Source organism: Fructilactobacillus fructivorans, assembly GCF_000814735.1.
Lineage (GTDB): Bacteria > Bacillota > Bacilli > Lactobacillales > Lactobacillaceae > Fructilactobacillus > Fructilactobacillus fructivorans.
Window position 1 is genome coordinate 119,715 of the sequence record NZ_JOJZ01000024.1, and the last position, 19,166, is coordinate 138,880.

Sequence of the window (19,166 nt, forward strand, 5' to 3'; positions counted from 1 at the left end):
ATTATATGGATAAACGCAAACTCATAAAAAAACTAAAAAAGAATCATCAATTAAAAAGAGCCACACCGACTTACATCACTAACATGGAACACTATCGGGATGAATATCGGGAATATCCTGAGATTAAGTACCTGATTAACAACGTTCTGGCAGCTGACAAACTGCTCACTGCCGGTCGCTTGCCCCAGGATCTTCCCAAGATGATCCTACCGGATAACATTCAAGACCAGATCTACCAAAAGATTAACTCGAAGTATGAGATGGATGACCCCAAGGGAGATCAGGAATGGAACCGGCTATCGGCTGACCTTCCGGAACTTGACAAACAGCTTCGTGACTTCCGGGACTATCTTGAAAATCAGTTTGGCATGTGGGCCTACATTTCTTCATCATTTACGTATCACTTGGCCCAATACCTGAACGGACACCATACTTTAGAAGTAATGGCTGGCAACGGCTACATCTCGAAGGGACTCCGTGATAATCACGCTGATGTGATCGCAACGGATAGCTTGGAATGGAAAAATGAGAACGAGACCGGTCGCCATCCGGTTACTGACGTTGAGCAATTATCAGCACTTGATGCCTTTCATAAGTATCAGGATCAGGTTGACTACGTTATCATGTCATGGTCTCCTGATGGGGTTCCCATCGATGACGAACTCTTACAGGCCATTCGTAAGGTCCCACGTGACATCAAACTAATCGTGATTGGCGAAAAAGACGGAGCAACGGATTCGAAAGCATTCTGGCAAGATGTTCATCTCTATGATGACGAAGGAATTAAGAACCTCAATCAGCATTATTCAAACTTTGATTTAATTCAAGATCACGTTTATTTAGCAAAATAAAAGAGCCTCCAACAAAAGTTGGAAGCTCTTTTTGGCATCTGAACTAGTCAGACGGACTAGCGAAGTGTTCACATCACTTGCTAATCAAACCATCTGCAATCCGGCAGGTAAACATGGTTCCCACAAATCAGACTAAAAAGTCTGTTCGGCTCGTCGCACGAAGTTAGTGTAGCATATTTTGAAATTAATTACTAATCAGAAGGCTTGTCATCCTGCTCATTTGCAGCAATCTGATCCAGTTTATCCTGGGTCCAGTCAACAAATTGGGCAAGGTAGGTTCCGTCGGGGTCTTTCACAAAGCTCGTTGAATCAGCTAACTCATCAATTCGCATTTTAGAACGGTTAACGTCTGGTGAAACGATAATCATGTAGACGTTAATGGGCTTCATCCCATCCCCAACCGTGATCTTAGCGATGTTTTTAGCGTAGTCTAACGGCAAGTTAATGACCGAGGTCTGTAGCTCTAACTGGATATCATGATCAGAAACCTTAATGCTGGCACTGGCAATGCTGTCCTCTTTCAAATTTGTCGCGATAAAATCCGTCATTTTTTTCAAGTTACCCTTTAAATCATCCTCGAGCGCCTTTAACGTCATTTCCGTTGCTTGCTTTTGAAAATCATCGTTTCCAGCTGCTTCCACAAACTCTTTTTCGTCAATTTCCATTTTGTTCACCTAATTTTATTTTCTAAATTTCATATAATGGGCCACTCGCTCCTTGGTCGTGGCCTTTCTAACCTGGTACGCGATCGTAAACCAGTAAACGTTCACCATAATCGCTACGATCACTAGCACGATCACCGCAATTTTTAGTGGCCAGCCCGCGTGACTAATTGTAATCATGGCGATGATGGCCGCAATCAGTCCAATGGTGTAGATCACCTGCACGGCTGCCAACAAATAGTATCCCAGTCGACTTTGAAACGCAACCAGAATCATAGGAATCAGGTACATAATCGCCGCAATGGCCGAAGTTCTGATCAGACCATTGACACTTACCCTAACCGCCAATCGCATTACCGGCAGGGTCATGATTACATTTACTATCCAAAACAGGACCAATGAAATTAGTGCCCACGTCAGCGTCTTTTTTCTTTTCATTTTTACCCATCCTTTTAGGTTAAGTATAACGAACTTCGCAATTTGATACCAACAATTTTTGATTTGGCTAAATCCGTTACGTAAAACCCTAAAACATGGTATAGTTAGTGTATAAGAAAACAAATGAGGTGAGCTAAATGGCCAAGAATTACAAGAGAATTTTAGCACCGGTCGATGGTGCTGAAGACACAATGCCTGTTATGAGTCGTGCGATTACAATGGCTAAACAAAATGACAGTCACTTAGATATTTTAAACGTAATTGAAGTTAACCAATTCAACCGTAGTTACGGAGATGCAATTACCGCCGACGCTGTTTACCAGTTAACTGACAAGACAAAGAAGATTCTTGAAACTTTGAAACAACAAGCAACTGATGCGGGTGTTTCCGACGTATCAATTCATATGCGTTTTGGAAATCCTAAAAAAGTCATTGCCAAGGAATTTCCAAGCGATCACCACGATGATTTAATTATCATTGGTGCTACTGGTCTCTCAGCCGTTGAACGATTGATGGTTGGCTCGGTCACTAGCTACGTTACACGTGCCGCAAAGCAAGACGTGTTAGTCGTTAAATAGTCATCATTAGTTTTGTCCACTTTTTTAGTGGGCTTTTTTATTTTGAGGAATTTTATGAAGAACTGGAAATATCAATTAATTGTACCTAACGTCGCTGAAACTACCGTTCGTGAATATTTACACGAATATCTCCTTATTCCTAAGCATCTAATCTTTTCCCTTAGAAAAGCTCAGCGGGTTCTGGTCAACGGGAATTATCGTCCCATGAACTTTCCGATCCACACTGGTGATCGGGTAATGCTCGATTTTATCCCTGCGGATTTCCAAACTCCCTTTCCACATGTCATTCCCGATGCGTCGAAACCACTAAAAGTGGTGTACGAAAATGAGGATCTACTGATCGTCAACAAAAATCGGGGCGACAAGACCCACGCTAACCAGCCTGGCGAAGTTGGCGCCACGTTAAATCAGGCAGAAAACTACCTTCAACCAGCAGCCGATGCTTACATGGTTCACCGGCTGGATCAACAAACCAGCGGAGCTCTCATCATTGGGAAGAATCCGGCGGTGGTTCCGATCCTCGTGCGCATGATTAAGGATAAAACCGTTAAACGAACCTATCTTGCCTGGGTTCATGGTAGGTTAAACCAGCCAACTGGAGTGGTCAATGACCCGATTGGACGTGATCCTAATGATCGGCGTAAACGGAAAATTAACGGAGTTCATGCCCAGTCTGCCCTTACCAATTATCGCGTAGTTCAAAGTGGAACGACCGCTACCCTAGTTTCCCTTCAACTACAGACCGGACGAACGCACCAGATTCGGGTGCACCTGGCATCCATTGGAAATCCAATCATTAACGATCCCCTGTATGATCCAAATTCTCAGCCTGGTCATCCAATGCTTCTTCATTCTTGGAAAATCAAAATGCTAACACCATTTTATTATCAGCTCTTAGAGGTTTATGCCCCACTGCCACCTGAATTTAATATGTAAACAAAAAGAGCGAACTCATAAGAGTTCGCTCTTTCTAATTAATTAGTTCAATTAATTATTTTTTAGCTGGTTTTCTAAGTGGTTCCCATTTCCAGTTTTCAACTTCTGGCAAGTCAGTACCATACTCTCTGATGTAGTGGTCATGCTTGTCCAGCATGTTGTTCATGTCTTGGATAAATCCAGTACCCTTAAGGGCGTATTCTGGAATATCAGAAACAACTTCCTTAGACAGGTTGAATCTATCTAATTGGTTCAAGACACGCATGTCAAATGGTGTAGTAATGTCACCATTTTCACGGTATCCATGAACGTGAACGTTCTTGTTGTGACGATCGAAGAAGATGGTTCTGATAATATCTTCGAAACCGTGGAATGCGAATACAACTGGTTTGTCTTTAGTAAAGAGTTGATCGAATTCCTTGTCGCTAATACCACGAGGGTCTAGTTCAGGGTTACGTAACTTAAGCAAATCAACAACGTTGATGTAACGAATCTTCATTTCAGGGAAACGCTTGTGCAAGATTGAAATTGCGGCAAGAGTTTCAAGAGTTGATTCAACACCAGCAGATGCCATAACAACATCAGGTTCTTCACCATTGTCAGTTGAAGCCCAGTCAATGTAACCGAGACCATTCTTAACAAGGTTTGAAGCTTCGTCAATGTTAAACCATTGTGGACGTGGGTGCTTTGAAGTAGTGATCAAGTTAATTCTTTCATAACTATCAAATGCTTCGTTACCTACAGCCAATAATGTGTTTGCATCAGCTGGGAAGTATTCACGGATGAACTCAGGTTTCTTCTCAGACAAGTGGGTAATCATACCTGGATCTTGGTGAGTGTAACCATTGTGATCTTGTTGGAATACAGTTGAGGAATCGATGAAGTTCAATGCAGGGTACTTGTTTCTCCATTCGAGTTCAGAAGCTTTTCTCAACCACTTGAAGTATTGAGTAAGCATTGAATCTACAACTCGACCGAAGGCTTCGTAAGTTGCGAAGAATCCATGACGACCAGTAAGGGTGTATCCTTCAAGCCAACCTTCATCTTGGTGTTCTGATAATTGTGAATCAATCAAACGGCCATAGTGAGCCATGTACTCATCATATGGTGGGTTGATGTTTGGCATCCATTGACGACGAGTAACATCGAAGAGGTGCCATAATCTGTTAGACCATGTTTCATCAGGACCGAATCCACGGAAGTTATTAGGATTTCTCTTAGTAACATCACGTAGCCATTCTGACCAAACAACCATGTCTTCGTTTTCAGTAGCACCTGGAGTCTTGATGTCAAGAGCGTAATCACGGTAGTCAGGTAAGTCTAATGGCTTAGGGTCGATACCACCGTTAGTGATTGGGTTGGTTGACATCCGTTTGTTACCCTTAGGAGCTAATTCTCTAAGGTATGGCTTTAAAGTACCATTTTCATCAAATGATTCTTCAGGTTTGTAACTCTTCATCCATTCTACGAATTCATCAGCAGTACCCATGTCGTTTGCTGATAGTGGAATTGGAACTTGGTGAGCTCTGAATGATCCTTCAATTGGAAGGCCTTCAGCGTTCTTCTTAGGACCAGTCCAGCCCTTAGGTGAACGGAAGATGATCATTGGCCATTTTGGTTCTGTAGCAGTTTCTGCAGTTTGGTTCTCACGAGCGTTCTTTTGAATTGCTTTAATTTCTTCAATTGAAGCATCCATAACTTTAGCAAGCTTTTCGTGAGTTTCCATTTGGTCAGTACCGTAAGGCATGTTGGTTTCAACGAAACGAGGCTTCCAGCCCATACCTTCAAAGTACTTAGTAATGTCTTCGTCAGTCATACGAGCTAAGACAGTTGGGTTAGCAATTTTGTATCCGTTTAAGTTAATGATTGGTAAAACAGCACCATCAGTAACAGGGTTGATGAACTTACTTGACATCCATGAACCAGCCAAAGGACCAGTTTCTGATTCACCGTCACCGATTTCAACGGCAGCGATAACATCAGGATTATCAAAGATCGCACCAACACCATGTGAAAGTGAGTAACCTAATTCTCCACCTTCATGAATTGAACCTGGAGTTTCAGGTGCAGCATGTGATGCAATTCCACCAGGGAATGAGAATTGCTTGAATAGTCGAGCCATTCCGGCTTCATCTTGAGAAATTTTTGGATAGATTTCTGAGTAGCTTCCATCCATGTATGAATTAGAAACCATAACTTGGCCACCGTGACCTGATCCTTCAATATAGAACATATTAAGGTCGTACTTGTTAATGACACGGTTCAAATGGGTGTAAACAAAGTTTTGTGAGGCAATTGTTCCCCAATGTCCAATTGGCTTAACCTTTACATCTTTAGAAGTCAAAGGCTTCTTAAGCAAAGGATTAGCACGTAAAAATAGCTGACCTACTGACAAGTAATTTGCAGTATTCCAGTATTGTTGCATTTTTTCAAAATATGATTTGGAATCATAATCTACTGCCATGCTATAACACTCCTTTTAAATAATCGTCAGCTCGAAAACGAACTGAATCTAATCTGTTTTTGAAAGCGCCAAACTTATTGGCTTACCTACAACAACTATGATAAAGACTTTTGGTGAAATGTCAACCAATTCGACAATTGATACGAACCAATTTTGAGGCCCTAAAAACCCCAATTTCAAGCCTTTTTTTGCAAGAAAAAAGCCCTCAATTTTGCAATTGAAGGCTGAAAATATTTTATTCAATTCCACGAAGTGCTTTATTAATTAATGCACTAATAACTGATGGTGAAAACAACCCCATAATTTGGGCAACTTGAGGAGCTGAAGTATCACCTGTAAAGATGACATTTAATGGGAAGTAAAGTTTTTTACCCTTCATCCCAGTTTCTTTGCCAACTTCATTTACAATCGGACCATAATCTAGTCCTTTATTTTGACCATTTTCACTGGCTTCATGAATCTTATCTTCCAAAGCGTTAAACAATTTTTCCAAATCTTCGTGAGAAAAGTCATTTAGTTTTGAGTAGTCAATGTCTTGACCCAAGATGTTGTAATAGAAGTCCACGTATTCCATGATCTCAGTCAACTTGAAAACACTGTGCTTATAAATATCAATGACATGTTCAGCGTAGTCGTGGAGGTTCGGAATATCATCTTCCTGAATCTTCTTGGCAATTGGGGTCTGACCCTCTTCAACTAGTTCAACCACGCGATCAGCAATCTCACTTGACGACATGCTCTTAATGTATTGCGAGTTAATCCAGTCGAGCTTGTGCTGGTCAAAGAATGCTGGTGACTTGGACATCCGTTTAGGGTCATAGGCTTTGATCAGTTCATCCTTGGTGAAGATTTCTTTTTCACCAACTGGAGACCAACCTAAAAAGGCAATAAAGTTAAAGATGGCTTCGCGTAGGTATCCTTCGCGCTTGTATTCGCTAATAAACTGAAGGGTATCCTTGTCTCGCTTGCTTAGTTTCTTACCAGTCTTGGGATTGTAAATTAGTGAGATGTGACCAAAGTTAGGGTGTTTCCAACCTAAAGCATCATAAACGGCCATTTGTTTTGGCGTGTTAGCAATATGATCGTCACCCCTTAAAACATCGGTGATGTCCATCAAATGATCATCGACAACTACGGCAAAGTTATAAGTTGGAAGTCCATCACTCTTTTGAATGATGAAATCGCCACCTAAGTTATCAGAGTTAAATTCAACCTTGCCTCTTACAATGTCATCCCATTCGTAGGTGTGATCCTTTGGAAGATGCAAACGAATTGTGTATGGTAACCCTTTGTCTTCAGCAGCCTTGATATCTGCTTCCGAAGCACCATACCAACGACCATCATAATGAGGAGCTTCCTTATTAGCACGCTGCTTATCACGCATTTCTTTTAGTTCATCTTCGGTAGCAAAATCTTTGTATGCGAGGCCCTTATCCATGAGTTCAGTAATGTACTTATCGTACAGGTCTCTTCGTTCGGTCTGATGATATGGGGCATACTTAGGGTTGGGCTTATCAGGACCTTCATCCCAATCAATTCCTAACCACCGTAAGTTGTCCATCTGACTCTTTTCACCACTGGCAACGTTTCGCTTTAAATCAGTATCTTCAATCCGAAGAACCATCGTTCCACCGAAGTGTTTTGCAAACAAATAATTAAATAAAGCCGATTGTGCATTTCCAATGTGTAAAAAACCAGTTGGGCTTGGTGCATATCTAACTCTAACGTCCTTTTTTGCCATCATAATACTTCCTTTTTTTGCCAACATTGGCACTCTTTTAAATCTTTATGTACATTAAAATTCAACTAATGTACGTGACTACAACAACTTTATTATATCACTTTTGCGAATTTCAAAAAAATTAGGACTGACCATCATTTAATTGTTTAAATCCACAAACGTATTGTAATTAAAGTACTTGTAATGAATCCGCATGTTCGAAATCTCAAACGGTGTTCCATCGTCAAGAAAGAAAATTCCACCCATGATCACCACTGGCTCAGTTGGCTTTAACCCTAAGAGTCTTTGGTCTTCTGTGGTCGAGGGTTGGGCCTCAATTGACATGTATGATTTCGTTCCCGTTTTGTTAAGTTTCTCCTCTAAATAGTTAAAAATCGAACCACTCACTACCCGCTCATTCATCTTCGGAGCTACCTTCACCGGGATGTAGCCCGACTCAATAATGATTGGTGTGGAGTCAACCGACCGCAAGCGCTTAATCTCATACACCTGATCTCCGGGATTTAAGAAAAGGTCCTCCGCAATTTCAGCAGTTGGTGAAACGACTTTAAACTCTAAGAGATCAATCTTAGGGTCATAGCCCTCCGTTTTCAGGTTGTTGGTAATCCCCAGGTTCGAACCCTCATAACTAAAAATGGATTTATTCTTTAAATACAGGGGGTTGATGAAAGTTCCCGACCCCCGTTTTTTAAAAATAATTCCCTGCTCGGCTAGAATGCTCAGAGCCTGTTTCACGGAACTCCGACTAACATGATACTTAGCACTTAAAGTTCGCTCGTCTGGCAAGCGGTTTTGCTTGAAGTAATTGGATTCAATCTTCTTTTTTAAATCATCCATTACACGTTTATAAACTAGATCAGTCATTCAAATACTCCTTACCGGACGTTTCCTACTTAACATTCTACCATACTAAGATACTAGTTCATTTTGACAAAAAAATAGAGCCTCGACAACATCGAAGTTCTATTATTGAAATTAATTATTCGTACTGATCAATTTCCTTTTCGGCGTTTTCATGTTCTCTCATGAAACGCTTATTACTCTTGTAAAGATCCCACATTACCCAGGCAAGCAAGGCCAAAACAAGAACAATCAGAATGTATGCGATTCCGTTCCCCATATCGGTCTGAGCTGGAGTTGGATTATCGCCGAAGAAGCTGACAATCTGACTTGGTAAACCATAGAGGTTCAAGAAAGTCAGTGCGATAACGGATGCCCAACCAGCAACCTTAACCCAGAGTGAGTTTACGAATCGTTTCCCACGCATCTCAAACTTGCTGTCAGTGAAGATTAGAAGTGGCAGCATTGAGAATGGTAGGGCAAAGGCCAGAAAGACCTGCGAGTTATTCATCAGCGTATTGAGCGCCTCATGTTCCTGAACCGCTGGCTTTCCACTACTCAAAAGCACACAGATAACAACTGGGATAATTGAAATGACACGGGTTACCAAACGACGGGCCCATAAAGGCATTCTCATGTGAATAAAGCCTTCCATAACAACCTGACCAGTTAAGGTACCAGTAATGGTTGAGTTTTGACCAGAAGCAAGCAATGCAACGGCAAACAGAATTGATAGAACCCCAGTCTTAGCAACACTTGCTAACAACGGGTTCGTCATGAATTGAGGATTCTTTAAAGCATCAAACAAACCGAAGAATGATGGATCTTTAACGGCACCTGACTTGAAGACCGCAACCCCCATGATCAATAGCAAAGCGTTAACGAAGAATGCCATTGATAACTGGATGTTTGAATCCCAAGCCGAAAACTTAACTGAACGTGCAACTGAATCTTCATCATTATTGTCGGTGTCACGAGTCTGTGAAATTGCTGAATGCAAGTACAGATTATGTGGCATAACGGTCGCACCAATGATACCTAAGGCACCACTCAATGGTGTCTGACCTCCAACGTATGGATGAGTTTCAACCGTTTTAATGTTTGGTACCAAGTTCAAGAAGACCTGTGACCATCTTGGGTTTGATAGAGCAACTTCGTAGGCAAATACCAAGAAGATAACACAAATCAAACAAACAACAATGGCCTCAATCTTTCTAAAACCGATACTCGTTAGAAGTAATAGTACCAAAACATCCAACACAGTGATCAAAACGGCAATCAACAATGGAATATGGAACAACAGGTACAACGCAATCGCCGCACCAATAACTTCCGCAATATCAGTCGCCATGATCGCCAACTCAGTGGTGATCCAAAGGACGATTCCTAACGTCTTACTCGTTCTTGCTCGAATGGCTTGCGCTAAATCCATTTGTGTCACGATACCAAGTTTAGCCGCCATGTATTGAAGTAACATCGCTATCAAACTTGAAATCAAGATAATTGACATCAGCAAGTATCCGAAATTCTGACCACCAGTAATTGAAGTGGACCAATTTCCGGGATCCATGTACCCCACTGCAACTAACGCTCCGGGGCCTGAATACATGAATAATGTTTTCCAAAATCCCATTCCTTCTGGAACTTTAACGGTTCCGTTAATCTCTTGAAGGGATTTACCGTTCGCATACTCGATTAGAGCATGCTTTTTCTTTGGTTCTTGTTTCTCGTCTTTTTCACTCATTTTCCTTTGCATCTCCCTTCACGTTGATTCTACATAAATAAGAATTAAAAGTAAATAAAATTTTTACTTAGATTTTAGTAATATGATAAAATATCTTCGAGAGGTGAGCAGTTTGGCAAAGAAAAAGAAGAACCAAGTTCATAAAACACTAGTCGAACAAATCCTAGAAAAGCACAACATTCCGTTTCAACAGATGATTTTTGCCACCCACGCAGAAGGTGACGTCCAGCAAATTACAACCGATGAGGCCGATGTGGACCAACACTTAATTTACAAAACCCTCGCCCTAACCGGCAAAACGACGGGTCCTGTGATCGGGGTGGTTCCACTCGATGAACGCTTAAGCTACAAAAAGTTGGCGAAAGCTTCTGGAAATAAAAAAGTCGGCATGGTTCCGTTAAAAAACCTCGTTAACACAACTGGATACGAACATGGAGCTAACACCCCCATCGGAATCTATGAACAAAAGGGTTATCCCATTTACATCGATCAAGAAGCCCAAAAACAGGGTGAGATCATTGTCTCTTCTGGTCAAATTGGCCGGTCAGTCAAGGTTAATGCAGAGGCCATGGCTCAATTAGTGCACGGTCACTTTGCCGATATAACTGAATAAACTAAAACGTCGATACGATCGTATCGACGTTTTTTTATTGATCCCATTCCTGCTTGAATTCCGTTACGAAATCCCGCATGTACTGGGTTCTTTTCTTTCCAATTTGTTTAGCGGCATCAGTATTCAGATCGGATGCAATCTTGAACAGTTTTTCGTAAAAATGATTGATGGTGGTGTCATCAACCGCGTTGCGATAGGCTGCTTTAGTGGTTAAATCACGGGGCTTGATGTTGGGATCGTAAATGGTCCGTCCGTGAGCACCACCATACTGAAATGCCCGCACAATCCCAATGGCACCAATGGCATCTAGTCGATCGGCATCCTGAACAATTTGCCCTTCCTTTGATAAGGACTGCTTGTGTTCAATGTTGTCACTAAATGACATGTGATTGATGATATCCATCACCTGGTTAATTTCAGCCTGGTCAAAGCCAAACTCTGTCAGCTTCGCCTTCACCTCATCACGCTTAGCATCTGGATCAGATGCAATCTTATCGTCAAAAACATCGTGCAAGTACGCCGCCGTCAGTGCAATCTCACCGTTAGCAGGTTCCGTTCCCATCAGTTGGAGCACCATGTTAGCCACCCGTTGAATATGGTCAAAACCATGGCCACTCCGATCCTTACTCATGTTTTCTTTCGCATACGTTCTGACTTTCGCAATTTTATCGTTCAATTATCTCACTCCCACAAAATAACTTACCATATTACTTTCAAACAAAAAAGAAGCCGTTTAAGCTTCTAACCAATTATACGATAAAATTAATGACTTCCATTAAGATTGGAACTACTACCACAAACAACACGGTACTGGTTACCACCAGATTGGTGGCGTAGTCCACGTCGCCATGCGCCTGACTAACCAAAATTGGTAGAACAGCTAGTTCGGGAGTAGCGGACTGAATAACCAAGGTCCCAAACTCGGGATATGTTACCGAGATTCCTGAATGCATAAAGACCAGTAACGTTCCGATCATAATGGCCGGCGCAATCACAAATCTTCCTACTAATCCAGCAATTGTATCTTTATCAAAATGAATTGAGGAAAGGCCCGCATCAGCTAGAATGATTCCAATGTAAATTAACGCCAAAGGCGTCACAAGTCCACCGATCATGTTACAGGTCTTATCGATCCACATCGGTAGTTTCACGTTAATAATTACGATCCAGGCCAATCCGAGGATAAATCCGATCAGTGGTGGTGGAAGAATTTGTTTCAAACTAAGTTTCTTCTTACTGTCACCCTTTTGTTTAGTTGGGTCATCTCCAGAAATGAAGAAGATCCCAATCGCCCAGGTTGAGACGGTATTCATCACATAGTAAACCAGAAAATAGGTCATCCCAGAATTACCAAACAAGGCAATGTTCAGTGGTAATCCCATGAAGATCGTGTTGGCGTTCACCGACATGTTAATAAAAGCTCCTCGACGACCCTTTTTGATTCTCAAAACAAACACTAACAAAATGGCGATAAGGTATCCCAAAGTAAAACTAATTAACGTGTACAGAAGTCCACCGGCTAATCCTACCAATTTCCCCCGGTTTAAATTATCTAAGACCGAGATAAAAATCGAGACGGGCAACGCGATGTTCATAATTAGAAACGAAACGTTTCCCTTAAAACCATCCGTCATCTTTCCAGAACGACGAATGAAATACCCTAAAGCAATAATAATAACAATCTCAGCGACACTCTCTAGTGAGGCAATAAATGCGGTCACTGTTTAACCCCTCCAATTAATTAATAAATTAAGTTGTACATAGTTCTACGTTAACACTTTCAAAACCCAGCCGCGTCTTTTCCCAAATAAAAAGAAGCCATAACTCATATGGCTTCTTAATTAATTATAATCTATACAATGAAGTTGATGATTGCCATTAAGATTGGTACCACAATCACGAACAAGATCGTACTGGTTACAACCAAGTTGGTTGCGTAATCCACGTCTCCGTGGGACTGGCTAACCAAGATTGGAAGAACAGCAAGACCTGGAGTTGCGGATTGAATTACCAATGTTCCAAATTCGATGTTAGGAATTCCAGCACCAGTGTGCATGAAGACCAACAAGGTTCCGATCATAATGGCCGGAGCAATTACGAAACGGGCAATCAAAGCGGCGATGGAGTCCTTATCAAAGTGAATTGATGAAAGACCAGCATCGGCTAAAATAATTCCAATGTAAATCAATGACAATGGGGTCACTAGCCCACCAATCATGTTACAGGTCTTATCGATCCACATTGGTAACTTAACGTTCACAATTAGGATCCAAGCCAATGCGATCAAGAAACCAATGAGGGGTGCTGGAAGTAATTTCTTCCAGTTAAAACTGCCCTTACTTGAACCCTTTTCCTTAGTTGGATCGTCTCCAGAAATGAAGAAGATTCCAATGGCCCAAGTTGAGATGGTGTTCATCACATAGTAAATCAGGAAGTAAGTCATTCCAGAAGTCCCAAACAGTGCCATGTTCAATGGTAAACCAATGAAGATGGTGTTGGCGTTTACCGCCATGTTAATGAAGGTCCCACGACGACCCTTTCTGATCTTTAAGATGTACACAAGGGCAATGGCGACAATATAACCTAAAGCAAAACTGATTAGGGTATAAAGCAACCCACCTGCCAGACCCACTAACTTTCCGCGGGTCAAATTATCTAATACTGATACGAAAATTGAAATTGGCAAAGCCACATTCATGATTAAGAATGAGATATTACCCTTGAAACTGTCGGCAAACTTACCCGACTTTCTTAGGAAATAACCAAGCGCAATGACAATGACAATCTCAGCGACACTTTCTAGTGAAGTAATAAACGCTGCCAATGTAACATTCCTCCAATTATTTGTTTAAATTAGTTAAATCTGGGTATACTGGATACCATTTTTCGTCTTCAACCGCCGACTTAACGTCAGAAATCTTTTCTCTAGTAATGCCTTGATCAACCGCACTTTGAGCAACGGCAATGGCCACGGTCTCAGAGAATTCAGTTAATTGATCCACTGGAGGCAAGATTGCGGCACCAGGAACCTTTGAGTCCACAATGCCACCAAGTGAGTGAGCAGCGGCACTAATCATGTCGTCATTCAACTTAGTTGCGGTGGCAGCGATGGCACCTAATCCAATTCCTGGGTATACCAGAGCGTTATTGGCCTGTCCGATTTCGTACTTCACACCATTGTATTCAACGGGAGCACTTGGGACACCAGTAGCAACTAAAGCACGACCATCGGTCCACTTGATTAGATCTGGGGCGGTTGCTTCAGCTAATTTAGTTGGGTTAGAGATTGGCATGATAATTGGACGTTCCGTGTGAGCGGCCATTTCTTTAATGACGTCTTCTGTGAATGCCCCGTGTTGAGTCGAAGTTCCTACCATAATTGATGGATGAACGGCCTTTACGATTGAAAGTAAGTCAGTGAGATCTTCTGAGTTATCAAATTCAGAACGACTCCGTGCAAATTCCTTTTGGCCAGGGGTTAAGTCGCTCATGTCATCAAACAAGAGACCCTGCTTATCAACCATGTAGAAGTGTTTCTTAGCGTCTTCTTCAGATAGACCAGCTTGAACCATTTCTTCACAGACTCTCTGAGCAATTCCAACTCCAGCAGTTCCAGCTCCGAAGCACAGATACTTCTGATCGGTCATCTTTTCACCGGAGATCTTGAGTCCACCAAGAACACCGGCAAGCACGATGATTCCAGTTCCCTGAATATCATCATTAAAGACCAAGTAGTCATCCTTGTACTTATCCAGAATGTTAGAAGCGTTAGCTCGACCAAAGTCCTCAAAGTGGAGGTACAAGTTTGGGAACAAGTCTTCTGCTTCCTTAACAAACTTGTCAACGAAGTCGTAGTACTTTTGGCCGTAGTCACGGTCTTGGTGATTACCAAGGTAGAGTGGGTTGTCTAACAAACTCTTGTTAGTAGTTCCAACGTCCATAACAACTGGAAGAACTTCTGATGGGTCAATACCGGCAGCGGCACTGTAAACCATTAACTTTCCAACGGGGATGTCGATTCCTTGAGTACCCCAGTCACCGATTCCGAGGATCCCCTCACCATCGGTTACAACAATCAACTTGATGTTGCGTCCGGCAGCAGTGTTCTTCAAACTTTCACGGATGGTTTCTGAATCATCGTGATCGATTGATAAGAAGGCTGCGTTTTGTGGATTAACATACAATCGTGAGTAGTTTTCGATTGAATCCGCAATCGTTGGATCGTAGACAACGGGCATGAATTCCGTTACATGTTTAGCAAACGTAGCGTAGAATAAAACTCGATTTTCATTGAAAATACTCATTAAGTAGACTCGTTTGTCGAGATCACTACTTTTGTGTTGGTATTCGTCATAAACATTTTCAACCTGTTCGTCTAGGGTTTGAACGTTTGGAGGAAGCATCCCAACTAGTCCTAATGTTTTTCGTTCGTCTTCAGTAAATGCGGTTCCCTTATTGATAAAGGGATTATTCAATATTTCTTCACCTTTAACCATATTTTAAGACTCCTTTTTGTAGTAAAATGGTTCTTAATTGATTCTTTTAAATATTAAGTCATGCTTAAAAATATAGTCAAACGCCAATTATTCATAAATTTAATTTATATGAGGATAGTATATGAAGCTAAAAGATTTAATGTACTTTAACAAGTTAGCAGAGCTCAAAAACTACACCGACGTTTCGCAGTACTACGACGTGAAGCAGCCAACCGTTACCATGGCAATCAAGCGGCTCGAAAATAACTTTAACGTCGAACTGGTTAACCGTAACCAGTCCCACCACAACGTCAAGTTAACCAATGCCGGGCTAAGACTAGAGGAACACGTTAAGATCATTTCTGACCAGGTCAACGAAATCGAGCAGGAGATGGGCAGTGCCAACGACCATGTGATTCGCTTCGGATTACCACCAATCATTGGCAACTACTATTTCCCCAAATTGGCCAGCGAATTACTTTCCCTCGGCATCCTAAATGACATGGACAATTCTGAAAGTGGTTCTCAGAAACTCTTAAGTGAACTAAAAGACGGCCACATTGATTTGGCCTTGCTTGGTTCAAGTGCGCCCCTTGAAAGTAGTGAGATCAGCTCCAGAATCCTGACCTCTGATACCTTTAAAATTGTGGTTAATCCCAAATCACACTTGGCCGGAATGAAGTCAGTTCGTTTTGCAAATTTAAAGAATGAAGAATTCGTCGGTTTATCCGACGATTTTGTTCACACCAAGGTTTTTTCTGACATGTGTGACCTTCACTCCATTCACCCCAACATCAAGTACCACACTTCAGATATTGAGTTAGCTAAGCAGTTAGTCTCCGAAAACGTGGGAATCACCTTTCTGGTCAGCAATGCCATTAAGTCAACCGATCCCCTCATCTCAGTCCCGATTAACGATGCCAGTTTACCCCCATTTTACGTTTCCATGGCGTATCGAAAGAGTCACGTCCTATCACCGAAAGAAAAAGAACTCATTAACGTCTTAACGAAATCGATCACACAAAAAAAGTAGGAATTCCATTTGGAATTCCTACTTTTTCTTTCTTAATGTAGCTTGTTAGTTAAACTTCTTTGTCGGTTTGTGTCTCAACTCCAACCCCTTCGTATTCATCAAGAATCATCTTCTTGAGGTCTGCGATTAGTGGTTCCTTCGGGTTAGCAGTTGTACATTGATCAGAGTATGCCAGTTCAGCAAGGTGGTCAGCAGCGGCTTCAAGCTCTGCCTTACTTACCCCTTGGGACTTCAGATCTAACTCAACCCCAACGGAGTGAGCTAATTCGATGAAGCGATGAACCAAGGCTTCCTTTAATTCTTCATTGGAGTTACCTGGGAGACCTAAGTATCTTGCGATGGTAGCGTAGTCGTCATCAGCTCTAAATGATTCGTACTTAGGCCAAGTAGCGATCTTCTTAGGCTTCTTGAAGTTGTATCTGATGACATGTGGCAAAGTAATGGCGATGGCAAGTCCGTGGGTAATCCCGAATTGACCCCCAATTTTATGAGCAATTGAGTGGGTAATTCCAAGAAAGGCGTTCGCAAATGCCATTCCGGCAATGGTAGAAGCCGTGTGCATCTTGTCTCTGGCTTCCATGTTGCCATTGTATGAGTCAGTCAGGTTATCAAAAATCATCTTGATTGCTTGTAGTGACAATGGACGAGTGTAGTCAGAGGCCATGGTTGATACGTATGACTCAATGGCATGAGTCAAAGCATCAAGACCTGAAGCGGCAATGGTACCCTTTGGAACCGTCTTAACAAATTGTGGATCAACAATGGCAACATCTGGTGTCAAAGCGTAATCAGCAAGTGGGTATTTCACGTGCAACTTCGAATCAGTAATAACTGAGAATGGAGTTACTTCTGAACCAGTTCCAGAGGTACTTGGAATGGCAACCATTTGTGATTTTTCGGGTTTGTTGTAACGGTAAGCCCGCTTTCTGATATCCAAGAACTTCTGCTTTGCACCGAAGAAATCAGTTTCAGGGCTTTCGTAAATCAACCACATCATCTTAGCGGCATCAAGTGGTGATCCACCACCTAAGGCAATGATGGTATCAGGTTTGAAGGCGTTCATTTGAGTAACACCAGCATTTACCATGTCGGTCGTTGGTTCACCATGGATATCGTCAAAGATGTAGTATTGAACGTCATCTTGTCTACGGTTCAATTCATCTAAGACCTTATCAACGTAGTGATATTTAACCATGGAAGGACTAGTAACGATGAAGGCCTTCTTGATACCTGGCATATCGTGTAAGTAACGAACTGAGTTCTTTTCGAAGTAAATTCGAGGTAATTTAATCCATTGCATATTATTTCTTCTCTTTGCGATAGTTTTAATGTTCAACAAGTCATAATCAGTAACGTTATGGGAAATTGAGTTTTTACCCCATGATCCAGTTCCAAGAGTAAGCGATGGAGTCATGTTGTTGTACAAGTTACCAACTCCGGCAAGTCCGGCTGGAGAGTTAACGATGACACGAGAAGCCTTAACGGCTACTCCAAAGTCAACGGCCAGTTGATCATCTGAAGTCTGAATGGCTGCGGTATGACCTAAACCACCGTAGTTCAATAATTCAGCACAAATTCTGAAGGCATCCTTGTGGTCCTTTGATTTGTAAACTGAGAGCACTGGTGACAACTTTTCACCAGACATTGGATACTTGGGACCAATACCGGTCATTTCAACGGCTAGAACCTGAGTGTCCTTTGGAATCTTAATCTTGGCCATGTCAGCGATTTGTTGCGCTGTGGCACCAGCGATTGGACCCTTTACACTAAGACGCTTGCTATCAAACATGGCGTCCGTTAACTTTTGCTTTTCGTTTTCGGGAACAAAGTAAACACGGTTTAATTCAAGTTGTTCCTTTACGTCCTTGTAGATGTCAGCGTCAATGACGGCACTGTTCTCAGTGGCACAGATCATCCCGTTATCAAAGGTTTTTGATAACACAATGTCATTAACGGCTCGGGGAATGTTAGCGGTCTTTTCAACGTAGACAGGACCATTACCAGGACCAACACCTAAAGCTGGCTTTCCAGCTGAGTAAGCGGCCTTAACAAGTCCAGGACCACCAGTAGCAAGGGTAATATCAACTCCAGGATTTTGGATTAAAGCGTTCGTAGCTTCACGACTTGGCTTTTCGATCCATTGAATGGCATCCTTAGGAGCACCAGCCTTAACGGCAGCATCTCTTACAATCCGTGCAGCTTCAATTGAGGATTGAAGGGCTTGGGGATGCAAACTAAAGATGATGGCGTTTCTAGTCTTCATTGAAATGATTGCTTTAAATAAAGTCGTTGAGGTTGGGTTGGTAACTGGTGTAATTCCAGCGATCACACCAAGGGGCTCAGCAACTTTAATCAAGTCATTTTCAGAATCTTCTGAGATGATTCCAACGGTCTTATCATTACGAATGTCGTGCCAAATTTCTTCAGTTGCGAACAAGTTCTTGATAGCCTTGTCTTCTTCAACTCCACGTCCAGTTTCTTCGTACGCCATTTTGGCAAGCTTTTGGTGGGCGTTTACACCTGCAAGAACCATAGCGTGAGTAATCTTATCAACCTTATCTTGGTCGAAGTTACTCATCTCGTCTACGGCAATGCGAGCTTTTTGAACTTTTGCATCAATATTCTTTTCGATCTCGTCAACATTGGGTTGTTGCTTTGCATCTGTCATATTTCCAGCCTCCAACATTTTCTTGTTATTTCTTTCACATTTAATATCTTATCATCATCTTTTTTAAAAAGCAATGGTTCGTTGTTATTTTTTTTCACTTATTATTCTGGCGGTGGTCTAACT

Annotated in this window: 16 protein-coding genes; 5 read left to right on the forward strand and 11 right to left on the reverse strand. The window is 41.9% G+C overall.

All coding sequences use genetic code 11. The annotated features are described in order from the left end of the window. The first annotated feature begins 5 nt into the window (after positions 1 to 5). The gene (locus LfDm3_RS06335) at positions 6 to 851 is read left to right on the forward strand and encodes a hypothetical protein (protein WP_039145098.1); all 846 of its coding nucleotides are present in this window, start codon (positions 6 to 8) and stop codon (positions 849 to 851) included. A 191-nt stretch (positions 852 to 1,042) separates the two neighbouring features. Here LfDm3_RS06335 and LfDm3_RS06730 read toward each other — a convergent pair whose 3' ends face one another. Next, on the reverse strand, positions 1,043 to 1,516 hold the full coding sequence (locus tag LfDm3_RS06730; protein WP_052236640.1) for a hypothetical protein: 474 nt from the start codon (positions 1,514 to 1,516) through the stop codon (positions 1,043 to 1,045). Between the two features lie 15 nt (positions 1,517 to 1,531). Continuing rightward, complete coding sequence (locus LfDm3_RS06345) at positions 1,532 to 1,951, reverse strand: hypothetical protein (RefSeq protein ID WP_039145100.1); 420 nt, start codon at positions 1,949 to 1,951, stop codon at positions 1,532 to 1,534. A 137-nt stretch (positions 1,952 to 2,088) separates the two neighbouring features. On the opposite strand from LfDm3_RS06345, the gene LfDm3_RS06350 reads away from it, so the two are divergent. After that, positions 2,089 to 2,529, forward strand: coding sequence for a universal stress protein (locus LfDm3_RS06350; RefSeq protein ID WP_010022979.1), 441 nt, complete (start codon positions 2,089 to 2,091; stop codon positions 2,527 to 2,529). Between the two features lie 54 nt (positions 2,530 to 2,583). Continuing rightward, the gene (locus tag LfDm3_RS06355) at positions 2,584 to 3,465 is read left to right on the forward strand and encodes an RluA family pseudouridine synthase (protein WP_039145102.1); all 882 of its coding nucleotides are present in this window, start codon (positions 2,584 to 2,586) and stop codon (positions 3,463 to 3,465) included. Between the two features lie 55 nt (positions 3,466 to 3,520). On the opposite strand, the gene LfDm3_RS06360 is transcribed toward LfDm3_RS06355, so the two are convergent. From LfDm3_RS06360 to LfDm3_RS06380, 4 genes are all read right to left on the reverse strand, one after another. Beyond that, complete coding sequence (locus LfDm3_RS06360) at positions 3,521 to 5,929, reverse strand: phosphoketolase family protein (protein ID WP_039145104.1); 2,409 nt, start codon at positions 5,927 to 5,929, stop codon at positions 3,521 to 3,523. Positions 5,930 to 6,164: 235 nt separating this feature from the next. Further along, a complete protein-coding gene (gene gltX / locus LfDm3_RS06370; protein WP_010022982.1) occupies positions 6,165 to 7,670 on the reverse strand; it encodes a glutamate--tRNA ligase in 1,506 nt (501 codons plus the stop codon). 138 nt (positions 7,671 to 7,808) lie between these two features. Then, positions 7,809 to 8,534: a GntR family transcriptional regulator gene (locus LfDm3_RS06375; protein ID WP_039145107.1), complete on the reverse strand. Its 726-nt coding sequence runs from the start codon at positions 8,532 to 8,534 to the stop codon at positions 7,809 to 7,811. A gap of 115 nt (positions 8,535 to 8,649) precedes the next feature. After that, positions 8,650 to 10,254 (reverse strand): Nramp family divalent metal transporter, encoded by a 1,605-nt coding sequence (locus LfDm3_RS06380; protein ID WP_010022986.1) that lies wholly within the window; start codon positions 10,252 to 10,254, stop codon positions 8,650 to 8,652. A gap of 112 nt (positions 10,255 to 10,366) precedes the next feature. Between LfDm3_RS06380 and LfDm3_RS06385 the strand changes: the two genes are divergently transcribed. After that, positions 10,367 to 10,867, forward strand: coding sequence for an aminoacyl-tRNA deacylase (locus LfDm3_RS06385; protein WP_010022987.1), 501 nt, complete (start codon positions 10,367 to 10,369; stop codon positions 10,865 to 10,867). A gap of 34 nt (positions 10,868 to 10,901) precedes the next feature. Here LfDm3_RS06385 and LfDm3_RS06390 read toward each other — a convergent pair whose 3' ends face one another. The 4 genes from LfDm3_RS06390 to LfDm3_RS06405 form a co-directional block, all read right to left on the reverse strand. After that, positions 10,902 to 11,543 carry an HD domain-containing protein gene (locus LfDm3_RS06390; protein ID WP_039145109.1) on the reverse strand — a complete coding sequence of 214 codons (642 nt, stop codon included), beginning with the start codon at positions 11,541 to 11,543 and terminating at the stop codon, positions 10,902 to 10,904. A gap of 73 nt (positions 11,544 to 11,616) precedes the next feature. Beyond that, entirely contained in the window at positions 11,617 to 12,588 is a 972-nt protein-coding gene (locus tag LfDm3_RS06395; protein WP_010022989.1) for an AEC family transporter, read from the reverse strand. A 131-nt stretch (positions 12,589 to 12,719) separates the two neighbouring features. After that, positions 12,720 to 13,691 (reverse strand): AEC family transporter, encoded by a 972-nt coding sequence (locus LfDm3_RS06400; protein WP_010022990.1) that lies wholly within the window; start codon positions 13,689 to 13,691, stop codon positions 12,720 to 12,722. 16 nt (positions 13,692 to 13,707) lie between these two features. Continuing rightward, complete coding sequence (locus tag LfDm3_RS06405) at positions 13,708 to 15,363, reverse strand: malolactic enzyme (RefSeq protein WP_039145111.1); 1,656 nt, start codon at positions 15,361 to 15,363, stop codon at positions 13,708 to 13,710. Positions 15,364 to 15,484: 121 nt separating this feature from the next. Here LfDm3_RS06405 and LfDm3_RS06410 point away from each other — a divergent pair, with 121 nt between their 5' ends. Next, positions 15,485 to 16,375 carry a LysR family transcriptional regulator gene (locus LfDm3_RS06410; RefSeq protein ID WP_039145112.1) on the forward strand — a complete coding sequence of 297 codons (891 nt, stop codon included), beginning with the start codon at positions 15,485 to 15,487 and terminating at the stop codon, positions 16,373 to 16,375. Positions 16,376 to 16,424: 49 nt separating this feature from the next. Here the strand turns inward: LfDm3_RS06410 and adhE are convergent, their stop codons facing one another. Further along, complete coding sequence (gene adhE, locus LfDm3_RS06415; RefSeq protein WP_039145114.1) at positions 16,425 to 19,043, reverse strand: bifunctional acetaldehyde-CoA/alcohol dehydrogenase; 2,619 nt, start codon at positions 19,041 to 19,043, stop codon at positions 16,425 to 16,427. Positions 19,044 to 19,166 lie beyond the last annotated feature (123 nt).

Coding starts and splice junctions, on each gene's coding strand:
- LfDm3_RS06335 (WP_039145098.1), top strand. CDS start 6: ATGGATAAACGCAAACTCATAAAAAAACTAAAAAAGAATCATCAATTA.
- LfDm3_RS06730 (WP_052236640.1), bottom strand. CDS start 1,516: ATGGAAATTGACGAAAAAGAGTTTGTGGAAGCAGCTGGAAACGATGAT.
- LfDm3_RS06345 (WP_039145100.1), bottom strand. CDS start 1,951: ATGAAAAGAAAAAAGACGCTGACGTGGGCACTAATTTCATTGGTCCTG.
- LfDm3_RS06350 (WP_010022979.1), top strand. CDS start 2,089: ATGGCCAAGAATTACAAGAGAATTTTAGCACCGGTCGATGGTGCTGAA.
- LfDm3_RS06355 (WP_039145102.1), top strand. CDS start 2,584: ATGAAGAACTGGAAATATCAATTAATTGTACCTAACGTCGCTGAAACT.
- LfDm3_RS06360 (WP_039145104.1), bottom strand. CDS start 5,929: ATGGCAGTAGATTATGATTCCAAATCATATTTTGAAAAAATGCAACAA.
- gltX (WP_010022982.1), bottom strand. CDS start 7,670: ATGGCAAAAAAGGACGTTAGAGTTAGATATGCACCAAGCCCAACTGGT.
- LfDm3_RS06375 (WP_039145107.1), bottom strand. CDS start 8,534: ATGACTGATCTAGTTTATAAACGTGTAATGGATGATTTAAAAAAGAAG.
- LfDm3_RS06380 (WP_010022986.1), bottom strand. CDS start 10,254: ATGAGTGAAAAAGACGAGAAACAAGAACCAAAGAAAAAGCATGCTCTA.
- LfDm3_RS06405 (WP_039145111.1), bottom strand. CDS start 15,363: ATGGTTAAAGGTGAAGAAATATTGAATAATCCCTTTATCAATAAGGGA.
- LfDm3_RS06410 (WP_039145112.1), top strand. CDS start 15,485: ATGAAGCTAAAAGATTTAATGTACTTTAACAAGTTAGCAGAGCTCAAA.
- adhE (WP_039145114.1), bottom strand. CDS start 19,043: ATGACAGATGCAAAGCAACAACCCAATGTTGACGAGATCGAAAAGAAT.